This is a genomic window from Rhizobium sp. CG5, from assembly GCF_023701945.1.
Classification (GTDB): Bacteria; Pseudomonadota; Alphaproteobacteria; order Rhizobiales; family Rhizobiaceae; genus Allorhizobium.
Window position 1 is genome coordinate 20279 of record NZ_JABAEF010000016.1, and the last position, 19098, is coordinate 39376.

At 59.6% G+C, this 19098-nt stretch carries 19 protein-coding genes; 12 read left to right on the forward strand and 7 right to left on the reverse strand.

Annotation, left to right across the window (positions count from 1 at the left end):
* Positions 1-24: 24 nt before the first annotated feature.
* Positions 25-1920, reverse strand: a complete 1896-nt coding sequence (locus HGO38_RS22720; RefSeq protein WP_250958111.1) for a hypothetical protein — start codon at positions 1918-1920, stop codon at positions 25-27.
* Positions 1921-2312: 392 nt separating this feature from the next.
* Between HGO38_RS22720 and HGO38_RS22725 the strand changes: the two genes are divergently transcribed.
* The 6 genes from HGO38_RS22725 (at position 2313) to HGO38_RS22750 (ending at position 9714) form a co-directional block, all read left to right on the forward strand.
* Positions 2313-3719: an oligosaccharide flippase family protein gene (locus HGO38_RS22725; RefSeq protein WP_250958112.1), complete on the forward strand. Its 1407-nt coding sequence runs from the start codon at positions 2313-2315 to the stop codon at positions 3717-3719.
* A 104-nt stretch (positions 3720-3823) separates the two neighbouring features.
* Positions 3824-4948 carry a glycosyltransferase family 4 protein gene (locus HGO38_RS22730; RefSeq protein ID WP_250958113.1) on the forward strand — a complete coding sequence of 375 codons (1125 nt, stop codon included), beginning with the start codon at positions 3824-3826 and terminating at the stop codon, positions 4946-4948.
* Between the two features lie 80 nt (positions 4949-5028).
* Positions 5029-6138, forward strand: coding sequence for a glycosyltransferase (locus HGO38_RS22735; RefSeq protein ID WP_250958114.1), 1110 nt, complete (start codon positions 5029-5031; stop codon positions 6136-6138).
* Entirely contained in the window at positions 6135-7232 is a 1098-nt protein-coding gene (locus tag HGO38_RS22740) for an acyltransferase family protein (RefSeq protein ID WP_250958115.1), read from the forward strand. The genes HGO38_RS22735 and HGO38_RS22740 overlap by 4 nt, the downstream gene beginning before the upstream one ends.
* Before the next feature lie 68 nt (positions 7233-7300).
* Entirely contained in the window at positions 7301-8623 is a 1323-nt protein-coding gene (locus tag HGO38_RS22745) for an O-antigen ligase family protein (RefSeq protein ID WP_250958116.1), read from the forward strand.
* 53 nt (positions 8624-8676) lie between these two features.
* On the forward strand, positions 8677-9714 hold the full coding sequence (locus HGO38_RS22750) for a glycosyltransferase family 4 protein (RefSeq protein ID WP_250958210.1): 1038 nt from the start codon (positions 8677-8679) through the stop codon (positions 9712-9714).
* 87 nt (positions 9715-9801) lie between these two features.
* Here HGO38_RS22750 and HGO38_RS22755 read toward each other — a convergent pair whose 3' ends face one another.
* The 5 genes from HGO38_RS22755 to HGO38_RS22775 all read right to left on the reverse strand — a co-directional run bounded on the left by HGO38_RS22755 (position 9802) and on the right by HGO38_RS22775 (position 13051).
* A complete protein-coding gene (locus HGO38_RS22755; protein ID WP_250958117.1) occupies positions 9802-10305 on the reverse strand; it encodes a glycosyltransferase in 504 nt (167 codons plus the stop codon).
* A complete protein-coding gene (locus HGO38_RS22760) occupies positions 10302-10766 on the reverse strand; it encodes a glycosyltransferase family protein (RefSeq protein ID WP_250958118.1) in 465 nt (154 codons plus the stop codon). The genes HGO38_RS22755 and HGO38_RS22760 overlap by 4 nt, the downstream gene beginning before the upstream one ends.
* 538 nt (positions 10767-11304) lie before the next feature.
* Positions 11305-11520 carry a KTSC domain-containing protein gene (locus HGO38_RS22765; RefSeq protein ID WP_250958119.1) on the reverse strand — a complete coding sequence of 72 codons (216 nt, stop codon included), beginning with the start codon at positions 11518-11520 and terminating at the stop codon, positions 11305-11307.
* A 432-nt stretch (positions 11521-11952) separates the two neighbouring features.
* Entirely contained in the window at positions 11953-12660 is a 708-nt protein-coding gene (locus tag HGO38_RS22770) for a phosphoribosyltransferase (RefSeq protein WP_250958120.1), read from the reverse strand.
* Between the two features lie 34 nt (positions 12661-12694).
* Entirely contained in the window at positions 12695-13051 is a 357-nt protein-coding gene (locus HGO38_RS22775) for a hypothetical protein (protein ID WP_250958121.1), read from the reverse strand.
* A gap of 227 nt (positions 13052-13278) precedes the next feature.
* Between HGO38_RS22775 and HGO38_RS22780 the strand changes: the two genes are divergently transcribed.
* The 4 genes from HGO38_RS22780 to HGO38_RS22795 all read left to right on the forward strand — a co-directional run bounded on the left by HGO38_RS22780 (position 13279) and on the right by HGO38_RS22795 (position 15708).
* A complete protein-coding gene (locus tag HGO38_RS22780; RefSeq protein ID WP_250958122.1) occupies positions 13279-13545 on the forward strand; it encodes a DUF2934 domain-containing protein in 267 nt (88 codons plus the stop codon).
* A 95-nt stretch (positions 13546-13640) separates the two neighbouring features.
* Positions 13641-15113: a glycogen synthase GlgA gene (gene glgA / locus HGO38_RS22785; protein ID WP_250958211.1), complete on the forward strand. Its 1473-nt coding sequence runs from the start codon at positions 13641-13643 to the stop codon at positions 15111-15113.
* Between the two features lie 50 nt (positions 15114-15163).
* On the forward strand, positions 15164-15370 hold the full coding sequence (locus HGO38_RS22790; RefSeq protein WP_250958123.1) for a hypothetical protein: 207 nt from the start codon (positions 15164-15166) through the stop codon (positions 15368-15370).
* 170 nt (positions 15371-15540) lie between these two features.
* Positions 15541-15708, forward strand: a complete 168-nt coding sequence (locus HGO38_RS22795; RefSeq protein ID WP_250958124.1) for a hypothetical protein — start codon at positions 15541-15543, stop codon at positions 15706-15708.
* 62 nt (positions 15709-15770) lie between these two features.
* Here the strand turns inward: HGO38_RS22795 and HGO38_RS22800 are convergent, their stop codons facing one another.
* Positions 15771-16682 carry an agmatinase gene (locus HGO38_RS22800; RefSeq protein WP_250958125.1) on the reverse strand — a complete coding sequence of 304 codons (912 nt, stop codon included), beginning with the start codon at positions 16680-16682 and terminating at the stop codon, positions 15771-15773.
* A 267-nt stretch (positions 16683-16949) separates the two neighbouring features.
* Here HGO38_RS22800 and HGO38_RS22805 point away from each other — a divergent pair, with 267 nt between their 5' ends.
* Both HGO38_RS22805 and HGO38_RS22810 read left to right on the forward strand, forming a co-directional pair.
* Positions 16950-18122: an ABC transporter substrate-binding protein gene (locus HGO38_RS22805; protein WP_250958126.1), complete on the forward strand. Its 1173-nt coding sequence runs from the start codon at positions 16950-16952 to the stop codon at positions 18120-18122.
* A 98-nt stretch (positions 18123-18220) separates the two neighbouring features.
* Complete coding sequence (locus HGO38_RS22810) at positions 18221-19084, forward strand: branched-chain amino acid ABC transporter permease (protein ID WP_250958127.1); 864 nt, start codon at positions 18221-18223, stop codon at positions 19082-19084.
* Positions 19085-19098 lie beyond the last annotated feature (14 nt).

Genomic DNA, 19098 nt, shown 5'->3' on the forward strand with positions numbered 1-19098 from the left:
CTATCGCGGTTGCGTGTTAGAACCTTAAGGCAAAGTTCCGTCTATCTTACGAGCCTTCAGGATCTCGGCCGCCAGGACATGCAGTCCATGGGCCGGGTGCAGTCCGTCGGTGGTGGACGCCGCTCGAATGACAGCGCCGGTATCGTGGGCCTTGCCGCCGCCGGTCACATAGACGGTCCACGGACCGCTACCGGTCACCCGATAGACGGTGCGCAGGTCGGCGTTCGCCGTGCCCGGCTCGAAGACAATTGCGGCCCCCTGCGGTGGTGGCGCCGAGCCATTGAATGTCAGCGTCGTTGCACTGGAACTGACAGAGTTGGCAAGCGTCCATTCGCCTCCGGCCTGACGCCAGGCGAAAGGAATGTCGGGCGAGAAGAAGGCCGCTCGGTCGTCAAGGACCGTGACATCATCGGGAACGGAACCGGCCTGCAGCAGCCAGGCATTGAACCGGGCACGGGTGCCATCGGGAAAACCATCGACGGCCGGATCGGTCGGCTGCTGCAAGGCCGGATCGGTCCAGTAGGCGTTGCTGTTGGCGACGTTCTGGGCGCGGGGCGTGACGGTGAGCTGGAAGATCTCCGCTGCGAACTGCTCGCGCAGGAAGCTCCACCACCGGTGCAGCGCGTTTTCGAGGTTTTCGGGCTGGGCCGCGCCGAATTGCGGGAAACGCGCGGCATGGGCGTCGAAAATCCCGTTCTGGCCCATGCGGCTGATGATGGTGTTGAACGGCTGGTTGGGCAGTGCCCTGATGGCCGCCAGTCGCAGCGCCATCTGGCCTGCTGCGTCCTGCGCCTGGTCCTGGGGCTTGGTGCCGGGAGCGCAGAGATTGGCATAGGAGCGACGGCCAGAGGCGATGTCGTCCAGCGCCCGGCCGATATGACCGAGCACGCCGCGATTGGTTATATCCGAGCCGAAATCGCCGACCGCAGCGCCGATACTGTCGCCGAACAGCGCATAGACCGCCGAGCCATCCCAGCCGCCGGCAACGATCATATGGGGTGCCACCGACTGGGTGCCGCCGCTAAAGGCGCTGACCGTACCGGCAGTCCTTTTGCCGGTTTGCGGAGACGAGGTATATTCGACGCCTTCGCCGGTTGACCAATTGGCCCAGCGGCCGATCTGCAGCTGTTGTCCGGCATTGAAGACCCGGCGCTGACCGGTCGGTGTCGTCTCGGCGACGCGCACGTAATAAACTTGGCGTGCCGGCATGGTGAGCGGGCTCGCCCCGGCCATGACTTCGTCGGACCAGACGAAGCCGCCATCGGCAATCACCGCGCCTTGTGCCCCGCCAAAGGTGACGGGACGGGCCACGCCATCCACGAAGACGGTGACGAAGTCGATGGTTTTCGACGTGCCCGGCTTTTTCTCCGGCAGAGTGCCGCCGCCCTGGTCGATATAGAAGTTGCAGAACAGCAGGCGCATGCCGCCGGAAATTCCGTATTCGGGCGCCACATGCATCGTATGGCCCAGCGCCGAGCAATCGCCGCTGGCTGCGATCTGGGACCCAATCGGGAAGCTGACGCGGTTGGATGCGAAGGTCAGCGAGGCGGCATTTTCCAGCAGCGGTTGGCGTACCCTGATGCGGAACGTCCGGCTGATGGTTTTGGGGCCGCTGACCGCCTGAACCGTGATCGAGGGCGCGGTGCGGTGATCGAGCGGCGTTGCACCAACCACCAGCCTGTCGCCATCGATCGCAAATCGGCCACCCGCATCATCCGTCAGCGAAAATGTCCAGGTCTCGCCGTTTACCGATAAGTGGCCGACACTATCGCCGGCCACGGCAGCCGCAGTCACGTCCGATGCCGAAAGGAGGATGCCCGATCCGCCGGCTGCGGCGGGCTGCGCAATTCCCAGGGAAACCCCGATCATCATCGCGCCACCTGCGAGAAGATGGCGGCGTGTGACGGGCAACTGATGCATGACGGTACTTCCTTTCGCCGACGAACAAACTGTTCAATGGGAAAAAGAACAACCAGCCCGGTGCTTTTATCCCAAAGGCCGGGATTCGCATTTCCATCCGTTCGAATACTATAATTGCAACTGTTTTGGCCATACATAGCTTGACTCCATCTTGGCGAATGATGAAGATAAATTGGTTTTAGCAGGTGTGGATAAGTTGAATTATTTTACCGGCTAGCCCTCTGATTCCGCAACGGGTTCGGGGAAACATCATCCGGCAGATTTGAAGTGTTACAGATGCATTTGCGCCTCTTAAGGACCCATGCCGATGCAGGTTGTTGAATGATCGCGCCCCTTGCTTCTTTAAACCTTCAGATCGGCGCGCCCGTCTTACTCATGGTCAAGAGCTTTTAATGACATCGTCAACAGGCCTTCGTCATGCCGCCCTGAGAGGCGGCGTCTACCTTATGGTGCGTCAGGTTTTGTCCATCGGTCTGAAGATCGTCGGCGTGATGCTCATTACGCGGGCCCTGGGGCCTGCCTCCTATGGCGCCTATGTCTCCGCCTTCAATATCTATCAATATGCACTTGCCCTCGGCTCGGCCGGCATCGGCGTCTACCTGCTGCGCCAGGAAGGCGAAGTCGCCGAGCGAGCGTTCCGCACCGCCTATACGGTGCTGGCCATCTTGGCGGTTGTCCTGACGCTCTCCCTGGAGCTGGTACGGGCATGGCTGGCGGAATGGGTGAATGTCGAGGGCTTCGAAGGCGTTGCGGCGATCATCGTGCTGGCGCTGCCGCTGCAGCTGCTCTCGACGCCGGCCTATGTCAGGCTTGAGCGGGCGCTCAACTACCGCGCCATCGCCTTTCTCGAAACCACGAGCCAGGTGGGCTATTATGTCGTGGCGATCAGCCTTGTCTGGCTCGATTTCGGTCCGCGGGCGCTGGCCATCGCGTGGATCGTCCAGCAGGCCTTGACCTGTCTATTCGCGCATATCCTTTCAAGAACATATCCGAAATTCGCCTTTGACCTGTCGATCTCGAAGGCAATGGGCCGTTATGCCGTGTCGTTTTCGGCCGCCAACTGGATCTGGCAATTGCGCATGCTGATCAACCCGATGATCGTCGGACCGGTACTCGGCGCGCAGGCGGTCGGCCTCGTCGGCATGACCATCGGCCTTTTGGAAATGCTCAGCATCGTCAAGACCATTGCCTGGCGGCTTTCGGTCTCGGTTCTCGGGCGGGTGCAGAGCGATCTGGAACGGCTGCGCAGCGCTGTCACCGAGGGCATGGAGCTGCAGTTGCTGGCGGTCGGGGCTATTCTGCTGGGCTTCGGCTGGACCGGCGATTTCTTCGTGCCGCTGCTGTTTGGCGAACGCTGGGCGCCGGTCATGGACATCTATCCGTATATTGCGGTGGGCTATCTGACCGCCGCTCCGTTCAACATGCATTCGGCCACATTGTCGGTCATCAACCAGAACCGTTACCTGGCCATCGCCTTCCTGGCGCATGTGCCGCTGTTTGCCGTGACCGCCTATTTCGCCGTCCCGGCCGTCGGCGTGGTCGGCTATGGCTACGGCGAGATCGCGGCGCTGCCGGCCTATGCCATCGTCCACTATTTCCTCGCCCGCGCCATCGGTTCGCCGGATTATCGACTTGCTGCCCTGTGGTGGGTGGCGACCGTGGTCGGGCTGTTCTGGAAGGAGATCGGTCTCTGGGCCATCGCCGTGCCGTTCGCGGCTCTTGCCATGCCGATTTCACTGCGGAAAATGATGGGATATTATCGGCTTGTCCGTCGCAAGAAGACCGTCGAACAACTATGACGGCGGCGGCTAAGGACATAATTATAGTATAGACCTGTATACGGCAGTCTCGCACCAAAACCCCGACAGAGTTGATGATGATCATACAGGCACTTCCCCGTCGCATGGCTTTTGAGGCACGCAAATCCTCCTCCGTGGAATTGTGCGTTGCGGAATGGGTGTCTGGCAGCCGTTTCCGCGACCAGACCACCATTTTCGCCGAACAGAGCAGCGAAAGACCTCTTCTCGATGTGGCCATTCATCGGCTGGAGCCTGCTCCGCGCCTGGCAAGCTGGCATCTCGCGCGATCAATCCGCGCCTTTGCCGCAAAAAAAGGCAGCAAGCTGATCGCCACCCAGCAGCATATTCCGACGGCGGCGCGTATTGCGCTGTTCAACCATGGAATTCCTGTGGTCCTGCACACCCATAACTTCATCGACCCTCCTGTTAAGGGCAAGGGAGCGGCGCTTCGCAACTGGTTGCGGCTGAAGGAGTTGCAGAGCCTTGGCGGAATTACGCTGGTCAGCGATGCGACGCTGGCGCAATTCGAGCGCGATTGGCCTGATGTCCGGATACCGCGCACTGTCCTGTCGAATGGCTTCGACTTTTCCACCTGGAACACCGGCCGCCCGAAGGAAAACCGAATCATTGTTGTGGGGCGTGTGCAGGAGGCCAAGGGCATTCTGGAAGTCGCGCAAGGCGTGGCGCAGTTCCTGGCGGATGCGCGCGACTGGACGGCAACCTTCATCCTGTCCGAGCCGCAATCGAACAAACCCTATTTCGAGCAAATCCAGTCAGCACTTCAGCCTGTGACCGGGCAGGCGGAGATCCTGACAGGCATACCCTTTGCGACGGTCAAGGACATTACCGAAACCTCTGCCATTGCCGTCGTTGCCTCCAAATGGATCGAACCTTTCGGGCGAACAGCCCTTGAGGCCCATGCCGCGGGCATTGCGCTCATTTCGTCCGGCACAGGTGGCCTCCGCGAAATCAGCGGCGATGGCGCTGTCTTCCTGCCGGAGATTTCCGGCACTGCCATTGCCGAAAGCCTGCGTCTTCTGGAAAGAGATCCCGCGTCCCGGGCTGCCATGGCCGAGCGCGGCGCAGCGCGGGTGAGGCGACTGTTTCCTCTGTCCTCGTCGAGCGCGGGTTCGGATGAAGCGGAGCGCATACCCTCTATTTGTGAACGTCTCGATGATTTCTATGATCGGGTGCTCGCCGGATCCGCTCGTCCCAGCACATCATGCTGAAATAGGCTGCCGTTTGTACTCGATATCCTTTTGTTTTCCCTTTATACTCTGTTGCGGTGCAACAATTCCGGAGACCGGTTGTGAATTTGAGCAAGTCTGAGGTGCGGTCGCTTGCTATCTATTTGCCCGATCTCAGTGGTGGTGGAGCAGAAAGACTGCATTTGCGGCTCGCACCGCTGTTCCGTGCCCACGGTCTTGACGTTACTCTGCTGCTGGATCGCCGCCAAGGCGCATTGGCCGATCAGGTGCCAGACGGCATCAAGGTCGTCGAACTCAATGCTGACCGGCAGGTCAAGGCGGTGTTCAAGCTGGCCGGCTATCTGCGGCAGGCGAAACCGGACGTGCTGATTGCCAATATGGAGCATATGAACGTCATGGCGGTTCTGGCCCGCCTCGCCACACGCGCACGCACCCGCATCATCGTCACCCAGCACAATGCCTTTTCCGAGCAGGTCAAGCGCCCGTCGTTGAAGCACCGCGTCTTGCCCTTTCTCTACCGGACAATTCTTCCCTTTGCCGACGAGATCGTCACCGTGTCTGCCGGAGTGGCCGATGACCTGGCACGGCATTCCGGGCTCAGCAGGGACCGCATGACGGTCATCTATAATGGCGTCGTGACGGAGGATTTCGACGCGCGGACGGCAGCGGGCGCTCCAACGCATCCCTGGCAGAAGACCGGTCTGCCGGTGATCGCCGGAATGGGCCGTTTCGTTCCGCAAAAGGATTTTTCCACGCTGCTGCAGGCCTTTGCCATCGTGGCGGGCCAGACGGAGGCGCGCCTGCTATTGCTTGGAGACGGGCCGATGCGGGCCGAGCTTGAGCAACTGGCGTCAACCCTCGGCATTGCTGACAGGATCTCCATGCCGGGCTTCGTCGACAATCCTCTGCCTGATATCAAAAGTGCGGCCCTGTTCGTGCTCTCCTCGCGCTTTGAAGGTTTTGGCAATGTCATTGCCGAGGCTCTGGCCTGCGGCACGCCCGTGGTCAGCACCGATTGCCCGCATGGGCCGGCCGAAATCCTTGAAAATGGCCGTTTTGGCACGCTGGTTCCGGTCGGCGATGCGCCGGCGCTTGCGAAGGCCATGCTGGCAGCGCTAAAGACCACGCCGGATCGTCAGGCGCTTGAGCAGCGGGGCAGGGTGTTCGGCACTGAGAATTGTGCCGCGGCCTATCTGGAGCTTGTCGCATGACACAGGCCATCATCGCACCGGCCAGCAACGGCAAATTCAATCTCATCGAAATCGGGCGGGCGGTGGCCGCCATCCTGGTGGTGTTTCACCATACCGGCAGCCTGATGAGCCAGCCGCGGTTCTACGGCGCCGAACCCTTCCGGGGCCATTTCGAGAATTTCAACGTCGGCGTCGATTTCTTCTTCGTGCTCAGCGGCTTCATCATCACCTGGATCCACCGCGGCGATATCGGCCAGGCCGGCCGTGTCGGCAATTTTGCCCGCAAGCGATTCTTGAGAATTTTCCCGCCTTATTGGATCATCCTGATCTTTCTGGTAGTGCTCTATCAGGTCGTTCCGAATGCCGGTGTCGCGAGCCAGCGCGATCCCGTCAATATCCTGCTGTCGGTGTTTCTCCTTCCCTATACGGCTCAGCCGGTGCTGGGCGTCGCCTGGACGCTGACGCATGAGATTTTCTTCTATGGGCTGTTCGCTCTGGTCATTGCCGGCGGCCAGCGTTTGTTATGGCTGTTTCCGGCCTGGGCCCTGGCGATCATCGCCTGGAACCTCGGCCCGGCCGGGGTCGATCCGACGGGCCAGTATGCGCGGGATCATTTTCCGCTGTCCTTCATGCTGAGCGCCTTCAATCTGGAATTCCTGATGGGGGTTGCCGCCGCCGAAATCCTGCGGCTCAAGCGCATTCCGTATCCGCTTCTGTTCGTGCTCACCGGGGTAGTCAGCTTCCTCGGGCTGATGTTGTTTGCCACCGAAATCCAGCACCATGCACTTTTCGGACGGATGGCTTTTGCCATCCCCTCGGTGCTGTTCGTCCTGGGGGCCGTGGAAATGGAGCGCCAAAAAAGCCTGCCGATCCCCAGGCTCCTGGCGCTGCTCGGTGCGGCATCCTACGCCATCTACCTCGTACATCCCGTGGCGCTGTCGTTTTTCCTGCAGGGCTTTTCGCGTCTCCTGGGAACAGACAACAGTCTCGAGATCATCTCGCTGGTGCTGGCTCTGCTGGCAACGGTGACGGGGGTTGTTTACCACATCGTGGTGGAGACCCCGGCAATATCCTTCTTCCGAAAAACCCTCAGATATAGTTGGCAATCAAACTAGAGAAACCCGGTGTAGGCTGACGGGGAAATACAAGCTACAGCACAAGCTTGAATCGGGATGGAAAAGACATGAATTTGCCAGCGGGAAGAGTGCCAAAAAAAACATCGATGAACGTCATTGACTTCGTTACAGTATTTTTGCTTTTTTATTATATAGACTTCAGCTTTTATCCTCTTGAAAGTTATCTCTCGGGGGGAGAATCAGAAGTTGCGCTGCCGGTGCCTGTTACGACATTATCGCTTGTATTGGTATCGTTGCTTATATTTATTTATGTTGCAAAATCGAACGGCCGAGTAAAATTTCTTGGCGGCGTTTCTCTGATTTATATCTTTGTATTTTTTGCTTTCTTTTCTTTTGTGTGGTCGACTGATGCCGCTATGACGATAAAGCGCGCTCTGCGGTACTTGCCGACAATGACGTTGGGAATCGTCTTCGCGCAGTACTATCCATTGCGCAAGATCTTGCGCTTGATGGTTCTGGCCTTCTTCATTTCCGCCTGTGTGGGCATCTTGCTCTCGGTCGCAGTTCCCACCCTGGGAATAAGCAGGATCGGCGGAGCCTATGAGGGCGCATGGCGTGGCGTCCAGGTGCATAAGAATTTCACCGGAGACATCATGGCGACCGGGATCCTGATATTGTTCGGTGCTTGGATGACGAAAAACCTATCGTCTTTGCTCGCGGCCGGCGCCGGGCTGCCGATGGCCCTGATGCTGATCATGTCGAGTTCGGGAACGGCGCTGATGGCAGCGGTGGCAGCAATCGCAGTATCCTTGTCGATTATCGCCATAAGACCAATGCCGAAAAAGCTTCGCCCGATGCTCCTGGTCGCCCTGTTATGCTTTACTGTGGGGACGTTCCTCGCACTGTACATGAATATCGAGTTGTTTTTCGAAAATGCCGGACGCGATATGACCTTCACAGGTCGGACTTATATCTGGACGGCAGTCTGGGAAAAAATATGGGAGCATCCGATCATCGGCGAAGGTTACGGAATGTGGTCCAGCCCCAATAACAATGCGAATCTCTGGATCAAGATGATGTCCGGAGACATGGGGACCGCACATTCCCACAATACCTGGCTGGATGTATGGCTCCAGCTCGGCATCGTGCCCCTCGGGATCATTGTCTATTGCTGTGTCTACATGTTGTTCGCATCGGTCTATCGACTGCTGTGGTGCGGCGACAACGAGGCGGTCATATACATCGCGCTAGCTGTCTACATCTGGATCAGATCCTTTTTCGAGATCCAGTTTACAGACCCTTGGATGGCGGGAATTTTCTGGCTTACGTGGAGCCTGACCAGGTTGAAGGTTACCAAACCCCGCGTGGCCGGGCGTGGAGCGCTTCCTCATCCTCGTCATCGGAATATGAGAATGCCTTCACTGGCGTGAGCTTTGCTTTGTGAAAGAACAGGATTGGCGGGAAAGGAAATAACGTGAAGATCATGGTGGCCCCGAATGCTCGAGGCGGAATGCGCAGTGTCGTGGAAGCCTATGAACGCGATGGTTTCCTGCAGCAGGAGGACATGCGGGTCATCCACTCCTATGATGAAGGGAGTTTTTCCAAGCGGCAGATCATCTTCCTGAAAGCCTTGTCGAGCTACATCCGTTTGCTGGCGACGCAAAAGGTCGAACTGGTCCATATCCACGCCGCCATGCGCGGCAGCTTCTGGCGCAAGGCCATCTTCTCGACCATTGGCCGCCTGTTTGGGCGCCCCGTCGTGCTGCATCTGCACGGCTCTGAAATGAAGCCCTTTTACGCGTCGCAGAAGCCCTTTGCGCAGCGGCTGATCCGGCACCAGCTGGAAAAAGCCAATTCCGTCATCGTTCTTTCGCAGAGCTGGGCCGATTTCGTCGGTGGCATTGCGCCGGCCGCAAAAATCGACGTGCTGCCCAATTATGTCAGGGTTCCGACTGTTGCAACCGGCGATGAAAAGCCGGTGGTCAACGTGCTCTTCCTGGGGCTGGTCGGGACGCGCAAGGGAACCTATGACCTGATCGAGGCCTTCGCCAAGGTTCACGCCCGCCATCCCGACGCCAAACTGATCATCGGCGGAAACGGCGAGACGGAGCGCGCCCAGCAGGCGATCGACGGTCTCAAGCTGCGCGACGTGGTGACACTGGCCGGCTGGGTCGATGAACAGGGCAAAAAAGTCTTGCTGGCCAGCAGCTCGATCTATGTCCTGCCCTCCTACAATGAGGGACTGCCGGTCAGCGTGCTGGAGGCCATGGCCGCCGGGCTGGCAACGATCACCACAAGGGTTGGCGGCATTCCGGAACTGATCACGGACGGTGTCGACGGATTGCTGATCGATCCCGGCGATATCGATGGTCTTGCAGAGCGCATCTCGTCGCTGATTGCCGATCCGCATCGCCGCAAGGAACTCGGCGACGCCGGACAGAAGCGCATTGCCGATGCCTATAGCGACCAGATCATTCTGCCGCGGCTGCATGCCATCTATGAACACGTGAAGTCGTCGTAACTTGGCACGACACCCAGTCTCGATGATGGGGGCCCTATAGGTCCTCTCATCGAGACTTGGGTCTAAGTCCGTGCCGCGCGGCTCTCGTCAGGAAATGGAGGCTCTGGGCCTTTGCAGACCGCTGGTGAAATGCCGGATGCCGTTGAGCAAACCGGCACGGTCCGGCGATTCATCGATCGGCGCGGGCGCTTCGAGGTTCGGCAAGGACAAGACGTCCCGTAGCATATCGGCATTCTCGACCGGATATATTCCAGCCTTGCCACCCAGCTGCTGGCAGGTTGCCAGCTGGTGATCATTGCGGTGTTCGCCGAATTTTGCCTGGCGGGGGAAGACGATAATCGGCTTGCCATGTTTGCGCGCCGTCAGGATCGTCCCGATCCCAGCATGCGATACGATGACCCTTGCGGAGGCAAACTTCTGCTCGAACTCCTTGGGATTCATGGTCAAGCAATGGGCAAAATTCTGGGGAATATAGCCGGCAGCCTTGCCGATCTGCCCGAATATGTCCTCGTCGGAAGACGCAGCATAGGCGTCCATCTCTCGCACAAGGCGATCGAAGGGCAGCTGTGTTCCAATGGTCAGCAGGATCATAGAACGCTTCCGTAGTATTTTGGCCCGTTATCCGTGGCCAGATGCCGCCATTGCGTCAGCCACAGATCGGCGATCTTGCCGGCAAATTTGCCGCTAAGGGATAGTCTCTCGGAATTCGCGACGCTATCGAGCCAGATCGTCCTGGCCCCGAATACTTTGCCGATGGCCAGCGCCAGAATTCCAGGCGCGGCGCCGGTCGAAATGATCACATCGGGTTTTTCTTGGTGGATGATGCGGAATATACCCAGCGCGCATTGCACCGTCGCAAAGATCTTGTCGCGATTGCAGTCGGCGACGAGATAGGCTGGAGAAACGCCGGACTTTTCCGCCAGTCCATCGATCGTGTTGGCAAAGGCAACATGGGCGCCCTCGAAGCTCGCCACAACAAGCATCAGCTGTTCCCAATGGCCGCCGCCAGAGGAGACGGCGAGAACCCGCAATATCGGATCTTTATCTGTCAAAGGGATCTTCCTTCGTTACCCATCTGATGACCCGAATAGGCACCAAGATTACGACACGAGCAGAATACTTTTCCACTCAGCGACATTGCCGCACTGCGCAGAGGTTATAGCGAAGACACCATTCACCATCCCGCAATGCTCACTCGCCCTCCCAAGCTCTCCCAGAAAACATAGTGCGTGCAAAATTCTCAAGACTTATATTTCGCAACTGCGAAAGACTATTAATATGATTAGTTTTGGCAGGCAAGTCAGGAAATAGCCAGATCCGCTAGGAATCGCGATTATTTTCGGAATGTTGCAGACATAACGAAAACATGGCCGAATATATTTCAGTAGTAACTGAAATAATTATTCTACCGTTGGATTGGTACAGGGGCTGATGGACACGAAATAGGTGTGGCTTCTCTCAAAAAGAAAGCCCCTGGCGCGTAAACATAGGATCAAATGATCTTCGGAAGCGTAAATCTGCTCGCTCGCAATTTTTGAGCGATGAATGTCAAGTCATGCAATCATCGACGTCCGTCGCGACCCCAGGGGTTCAACGGGACGTGCCGTGGGTCTGATAACACCCGCGAATGTGATGCTGATAGAAATTTCCCGGCGACGGCGAGGCGATCAGCACCTCATAGGTCGTCGCTGGAACCTCGCGAAAGATCTTCTTGCGCCCGTCTTTGAAATATACGTGAAGTGTCTTGCTCGCTGCTTCATATTGAGCGGCGCCGACAACGGAAGACTGAAGTTCAACTTTGACCATCAAGTGACCCTTAAACTTCTCCCAACAGTATTAAGCCAGACATTCACCCGAATGGTCAAGGGTCATCTTAACATAAATTTAACCACAACGCCGTTCGCTGACGGCGATGGTGCGCAATAAGAGCAGTAAAACCAGAGAGTTGCGGGTGCGGCTCCGACGTGGCTTATAAGGAAAAGGGCGAGCCGACATGTCGGCTCGCCCTCCCATGGCGCGGTCCTTCTCAAGCTCCGACCTCGCTTCGCAGCGTGAAGGACGCGCGCATACCGTCGACCGGATCACTCCGATTCAATCCTTCGCCGGGGCGAACACCGATAATCGGTCATGCAGGGCGTCTCAGACGCATCAAACCTGCCAGTCTCGATTTTGTTCCAGAGGGAGACGGGATTTATGACCTTGTGTGCGGGTGTCGACCATTGGCCAAGACCCGTAGCCTCAGTTGAGCAGCACGGCCGCCCGGCTCAGCATCTGGTTGACCACATCGTCGTCCGGAGCCTCGGCACTGCCATAAAACTCTCCGACCTTCGATGCCGTGTCCAGAACGTGGATGGCTGTCAGTCCGTCGACTTTCGGTCGCAGAAGCGCCATCGCCTTGTCCGAGGCCACCGGCACGGCAAGGTGGATCGATTTCGGATTGGCCTTGCGGATGGCGACGATGGCGGCACGAAGCGTGATGCCGGTCGTCACGCCATCATCGACCAGGACCACGTCGCGACCCTTGAGGTCGATGGCGGGCGCCGTGCCCCGGTACATCCGCCAGCGCCGCTCGGCCTCTACCAGTTGGTGCTGGCGCTCGTCCTCCAGATATCCGGGCGGGATCGTGAACTGCCCAACGCGATCATCATCCAGCACGGTGTGTGGTTCTGGACCATAGACCACCGCGCCGATGCCCATGTCCGGATGGCCGGGTGCCGCGATGCGGCGCACGATCAGCAGATCGAGCGGTGCGCCAAGCCGTTTGGCCACTTCGATGGCCACCGGCACGCCACCACGGGGGACGCCCAGTACGATGGGCCGGTCGAGATCATCCGCCTGCATCAAGAGGGCCAACTGCCGTCCCGCCTCGGTCCGGTCTGCGAAGAGGACGTTGGCGACCGAAGGTCCTTCGCCGGCCGGGTTCGGATCGTGAGGCTCTGGTTGCATGGTCGTCTTCTCCTCCAAGAGATGCAAAAGCTGGTTACGGCCTGTTTGTGTCAGAGCCCCCGACTGTGGTCGACGAAGTCACCGATACCGGATCGCTGGCCGGGAAGGAGTCCTGCAACCCTTCGTCCAGCTGGCTTTCCATCTCTTCTTCGTCGCGCGATTGCCTGGCGCTCGGATGGGCTTCCAGATCCACGGCGTTGGTCATGTCGCCATCGCAAACCTCGCGCATGAGGTCACGGGCCTTTTCCAAGGCGTTCTGCCGGTTAAGGTCGCCGCCTTCAGTGGCGCGCAGCTGGACCGAAATCACCTCGCCGCCGTCGCCGACGAATTCGACCGTAAAGCCGCGTTTGCCGCCCTGTTCGGCGTGAACCTGCGTCCCGAGAAGTTGCATGACAATGCTCCTGTTATACTTGCAGAAATAGAACGTGCCGCGGGAGATATTGTTCCACTAACAGCCCCCGCACCTAACGATCCAGATCACGTGACAGTCTGCGTGTTGACCATGACGGAACACCATCTGCATCAAGCCTTCCCCGCACTGCAAAAAAAACGCTCCCGAAGCCTGGAACCGTATTGCCGGAAACGGCGTTGAGTGTGTGCTGAACTGGGGATGAACGGATGACGGAAACCGAAGCTGAATGGATCGAAAAGCGCGCCTACGCCTTATGGGAAGAGGAGGGCCGGCCCCATGGTCGCGATTCCGCCCACTGGCAGACGGCGCACCAGGAATATCTTGCCATGGCAGAGGGTGCCCGCAAGGCCAAGGATGGAACCCGCCGGCGCGTTGCCGCGGCAGCCTTGGCTGAACCAGCCGACCCGGCGGAGCCAACGGTTACAGCCGCGCCGAAGCCTTCTGCGAAGTCGAAACAAACCGGAAAGGAATGACCATGATGGACAGCGCTCCGAGCATTGAAGGCCGTAATCTCGGCATTTCTTTTCTGTCGACCCGCAGCGTCCGGGCTAGCCACCGGCAGGCGCCGATCGACGTGCTGTCCGTCACATCCGAGATCTATCCGCTGATCAAGACGGGCGGCCTTGCCGACGTCACGGGCGCCTTGCCCAAGGCGCTTCTTGGGCATGGCGTGAAGATCCGTACGCTTGTGCCAGGCTATAGCCGGCTGCGTCCGCTTCTGAAAAACCGGCTGCCGCTTCTCGTGTTCGATGACCTGCTGGGAGAGCCTGCGGCCCTGCATGCGCTTGAAATCGACGGCCTCGACCTTTTCGTGCTGGACGCCCCGCAACTCTACGATCGGCCGGGCGGTCCTTATATCGACGGCCAAGGCCACGATCATGCCGATAACTGGAAGCGTTTTGCCGTCTTGTCCCTGGCCGGCGCGGAAATAGCTCAGGGCGCGTTGCCGGGCTGGAAGCCTGACGTCGTCCACACCCACGACTGGCAGACGGCACTGACCTCGGTCTACATGCGGGAAATGGGCTCGACGACCCCGGTTGTGCTGACCATTCACAATCTGGCCTTTCAGGGCCAGTTCTCGTCCTCGCTGTTGCCGGCAATCGGCCTGCCGCCGCAAGCCTATGCCATGGATGGGCTCGAATATTATGGCGATATCAGCTTCCTGAAGGGCGGTCTGCTGACCGCCGACTATATCACGGCCGTCAGCCCCACCTATGCCCGCGAGATCTTGAGCGCCCGTTTCGGCATGGGTCTGGAGGGCGTGCTGAGCGAGCGCATGGATCGGCTGCGCGGCATCGTCAATGGTATCGACCAGGAGATCTGGGATCCGGCCAGCGATCCCTATCTGGTCGCGCCATTCGATCTGAAGACCTTGGGATGGAAAGGGCCGAACAAGCAGCATCTGCTGGAGCGTTTTGGCCTGGACACGGACGAGGGGCCGCTGTTTTCGGCGATCAGCCGGCTGACCTGGCAAAAGGGCATGGACATGCTGGCCGAGACCGCCGACGAGATCATGGCGGGCGGCGGCAAGCTGATCGTGCTCGGGCAGGGCGATCGCGATATCGAACAGGCGCTGCTGGATGTCGCCGGCCGTTTCCCCGGGCGCATGGCCGTCGAGATCGGCTACGACGAAGAGACCGCGCATATGATCCACGGTGGCGCGGATGCCATCATCCAGCCGTCGCGTTTTGAGCCCTGTGGCCTGACCCAGCTTTACGCGCTACGCTACGGCTGCGTTCCGATCGTGTCGCGCACCGGCGGTCTGTCGGAGACCATCATCGACGCCAATGATGCGGCCATGTCGGCGCGTGCTGCGACCGGGTTTCAGTTTCATCCGGTCGCAGCACCCGCCTTGCGCGATGCGCTTCGCCGGGCACTCGATGCCTATCGTGTGCCGAAGGATTGGCGCCGGCTGCAATTGCAGGGCATGCGAGCCGACTATTCCTGGGAGCGCAGCGCCGCCCAGTATGCCGACATCTACAAAACGCTTCTGAAGCAAGCGCCGCATGCGCCCGAACAGCCGCGCAGCTCGGCCTTCTGAGCTGAGGCGACCGTGCCGCCAATGGCACCGAACGTCGCAAGAAAGAGGAGATGGAAACCATGACCAAGTTTGTCGAATTCTGGAGGGGACTTTTTGGTCCCGCAAAATCAGACAGGCATGAGCCGCCGCTGGTAAGCCCTGTGCAGCAAGTCGTCCCGCCGGCCGAACCCGCCCTTCCGCTTGCCGACCGAGGCGGTCAGCGTCCGATCATTCCGGCCTCCATCCACGGCATGGATATGTCGCGCGGCAAGCTTTAGTGCGGCGGCGCCCATGTCGGACCTGCACGGAGATTTCCGCTCTTCTTTGATCCGTTTGGACAAATCCAACGTATTGTGCTTCTGAAAACCTACGGTCTCCGTTAAAAGGGGCCGAGTTCCTCAACGCAAGGCGCGCACTGCGCCGCTTGCGGAAAGGCGGAAGGTCGAGGATGAGCGAAGACACCAAAAGCGGCAGCAATCGTACCCTTACCAAGGCGATCAGAGCGAAGCTGGATCCATTACTGAAGGATATTGAAGCGGAGCCTGTCCCGCCCCGTCTGCTGGACCTGGCGCAGGACCTGCAGGCTGCCCTGGATCGTCGCAAGACGGAGGAGTGACTTGCCTGATCTTCGGCGGCCTGTCGCACTGCCCCTGCTGACCGCCGGCCAGTCCCTGGGTTTCACGTCTGCCGGACGATTGTGCCGATCACGTTGACGAGAACACGCGAGGCGGTCAGCGCCGACAGGCCGTCAATATCCGAGTGCGGATAGAGTTCCACCAGATCGAAGCCGGCGATGCGGCCTCGTTTGCCGATGCCGGCGATCAGGTCGATCACCTGCGTATAGGTCAGGCCGCCCGGCGTGCGCGCCGCCACGCCCGGCATGATACTGGGATCGAGAGCGTCACAGTCGAGCGTGACGACAACTGGAGCGCCTTGCGGAATATGCCGGAGAGCGGCGTCTACGCCCTGGGCATGGACCTCGCGGGCGGTCACCAGATGGCTGCCATAGTGCCGCGCCGCTTCGATTTCGACAAAGCCGGCACTGCCGACGCTGCGCATCCCGACCTGCACCATGCCGGCGACATGCGGCATCTCGCTCGCCCGGCGCATCGGGCTCGAATACCCGCAGCGCTCGCCATGCACCTCGTCGCGCCAGTCGATATGGGCGTCGATCTGCAGGATCCACACCGGCCCATGATCGGCAAATCCGGCAAGGAAGGGAAAGGTCACGGAGCAATCGCCGCCAAGTAGGATCGGTACGGCCGGCATTGCCAGCACAGCGCGCGTCTTCGCCTCGATCAATGCCCGGTTGACGGCATTGTCGTGCAGGGTCGTGGGGAGGTCGCCGACGTCGATGCAGGAGACCGGTTGCCCATCGAACAGCGGGCCGCCGAGATCGAAGTCCCAGTGCTCGACAAGCCCCGCATCCTCCTGGCTCGCAGCACGAATGGCGTCAGCGGCCAAGGCGTGGCTGCTGCTATCCTGACCGGGATAGGTGCTGCCGTGACCGGCCGCGTAGATGACCGCACGGGGCTTGCGCCCATCGGCAAGACGATCGGGAAGGCTCAAGAATCCAGGCAGGATGGTCATATGTTTTGCCCTGATCAACGTTTGGTGTGTGTGGCGATGAAAGTGCCGGGAACACAGGCTCTCGACATGGCATTGTTCTGGGAAGAGAATTACATTTCTTCGTGATGATAGCGACGAGATTGTCGTTCATCCATAACAAACTCGATATGATTCAGGACGCTTTTTTTATTATACATTATCGCTTCCGGTGCCTAATCCAATAGAGTGGTATTTCTGCCGGCGTGAGGACGCATAACGCGAGGTGCCGGTTCACGGGAGGAGTTTTCGATGAGACGGTTTATGACCGCCGCGATTGCGGCAATGCTACTCAGCAGCACAGCCTATGCCGACACCATCAAGGTCGGGGTTGTCGGTCCATTCTCAGGTCCTTTCTCGCTGCAGGGTAAGAATTTCAAGGCCGGCATTGACGCCTACATGGCGCTGAACGGTGCCACGGTCGGCGATGACACGGTCGAGATCATCTATCGCGACGTGCCGCAGGCTGATCCCGCGCAATCCAAGGCGCTGGCGCAGGAACTGGTGATCAAGGAGGGCGTGCAATATCTCGCCGGCTTCTATTTCACCCCCGACGCCATGGCTGTCACGCCGCTTTTGAAGCAGGCGAATGTGCCGATGGTGGTGATGAATGCCGCAACCTCGGCCATCGTCACCAAGAGCCCGCTGGTGGTGCGCACGTCGTTTACCACCTGGCAGACCTCGACGCCGATCGCCAAAGTGGCGTTCGACAAGGGCATCAAGAAGGTGATCTCGGTGGTCAGCGACTACGGTCCGGGCGTCGACGCGGAAAATGCCTTCAAGGCCGGCTTCGAAGGGCTCGGCGGCTCGGTCGTCGAAGCGATCCGCATGCCGCTTGCCACCAATGATTTCAGCCCGATCATGCAGCGCATCAAGGATTCTGGCGCGCAAGGCGTGTTCGCCTTCCTGCCGTCCGGCCCGACCACGCTCGGCTTCGTCAAGGCCTTTAGCGAAAACGACCTGAAATCCGGCGGCATCGAACTGTTTGCACCCGGCGACCTGACGCAGGAATCCGATCTGCCGGCGCTCGGCGAGACCGCACTCGGCATGCAGACCACCTTCCACTATGCCGTTTCGCACGATTCTCCGGAAAACAAGGTGTTCGTCGAGGCGGCCAGCAAGGCGATCGGCAACCCGGCCGAACTGTCCTTCCCCTCGGTCGGCGCCTTCGACGGCATGCATGTGATCTACAAGATGATCGAAGCGACCGGCGGCGAGCAGGATGCGGCAAAGGCGGTCGAGGCGGTCAAGGGCCTGTCCTGGATCAGCCCGCGCGGTCCCGTCAGCATCGATCCGGAAAGCCGTCACATCACCCAGAACATCTACCTGCGTGAAGTGGCCAAGACCGATGACGGCAAATACTACAACAAGGAAATCCAGACCTTCGAGAAGCAGGGCGATCCGGGCCTTGCAGCCGTAAAGTGATCGGGCCTCGCTTTTGAGATCTGCGGTCCGGCGGGGCGATCTTCGCCGGACCGTTTTCAACGAAGGCTGGCCTTCGCTGCAAGACAGGACCTATAGACATGCAGACCATGTTCAGCATTGCCGTCGACGCGCTCGCCTATGGCATGGTGCTGTTCGTCATATCGATCGGCCTTTCGGTGACCATGGGGCTGATGCGCGTCGTCAACCTGGCGCACGGCGCCTTTGCCATGATCGGCGGCTATCTCGCATCCTATGCGGCGCAGAATTTCGGCATCGGCTATGCCGGCGCCGTTCTGGTCGCGGTCTTCGGAACGGTGCTGATCGCCATCCCGATCGAGCGTCTTCTCTATCGCCGGATCTACGGATCGCCGCAGCTGACGCAGGTGCTGATGACCATCGGCATCACCTTCTGCGTGATCGGCATTGCCAATTTCGTCTTCGGGCCGACGCTGAAGACCATTCCGCTTCCCGATCAATTGCGCGGCTCGGTCGATCTCGGCTTCCGCTCGATCGCCGCCCACCGCATCTTCGCGATCGTCTGCGGCCTCGTGGTCGCCGGGGGACTGTGGTTCCTGATCGAGCGCACGGCGTTTGGCGTCAAGCTGCGTGCCTCGGTCGACAATGCCGCCATGGCGGCCGCCCTCGGCGTGCGCACGGAAGTGGTCTATGCCGTCAGTTTTGCCGTGGCCGTCGGGCTTGCCGCCTTTGGCGGCGTGGTCGGCGCCGAGCTTCTGCCGGTCGAGCCCTATTATGCGCTGCGTTATATGGTCACCTTCCTGGTGGTGGTGTCGGTCGGTGGGGCAGGGTCCATTCCTGGCGCGCTCGCCGCCTGCCTGCTGCTCGGCGGCATCGACACGACAGGGCGTTATCTCGCGCCGGAATATGGCGAATTCTTCTTCTATCTCGCCGTGATCGTCATCGTCACCCTGTTCCCGCGCGGTCTTGCCGGAAGGCTCAAGTGAAAATGGCGGTTCTC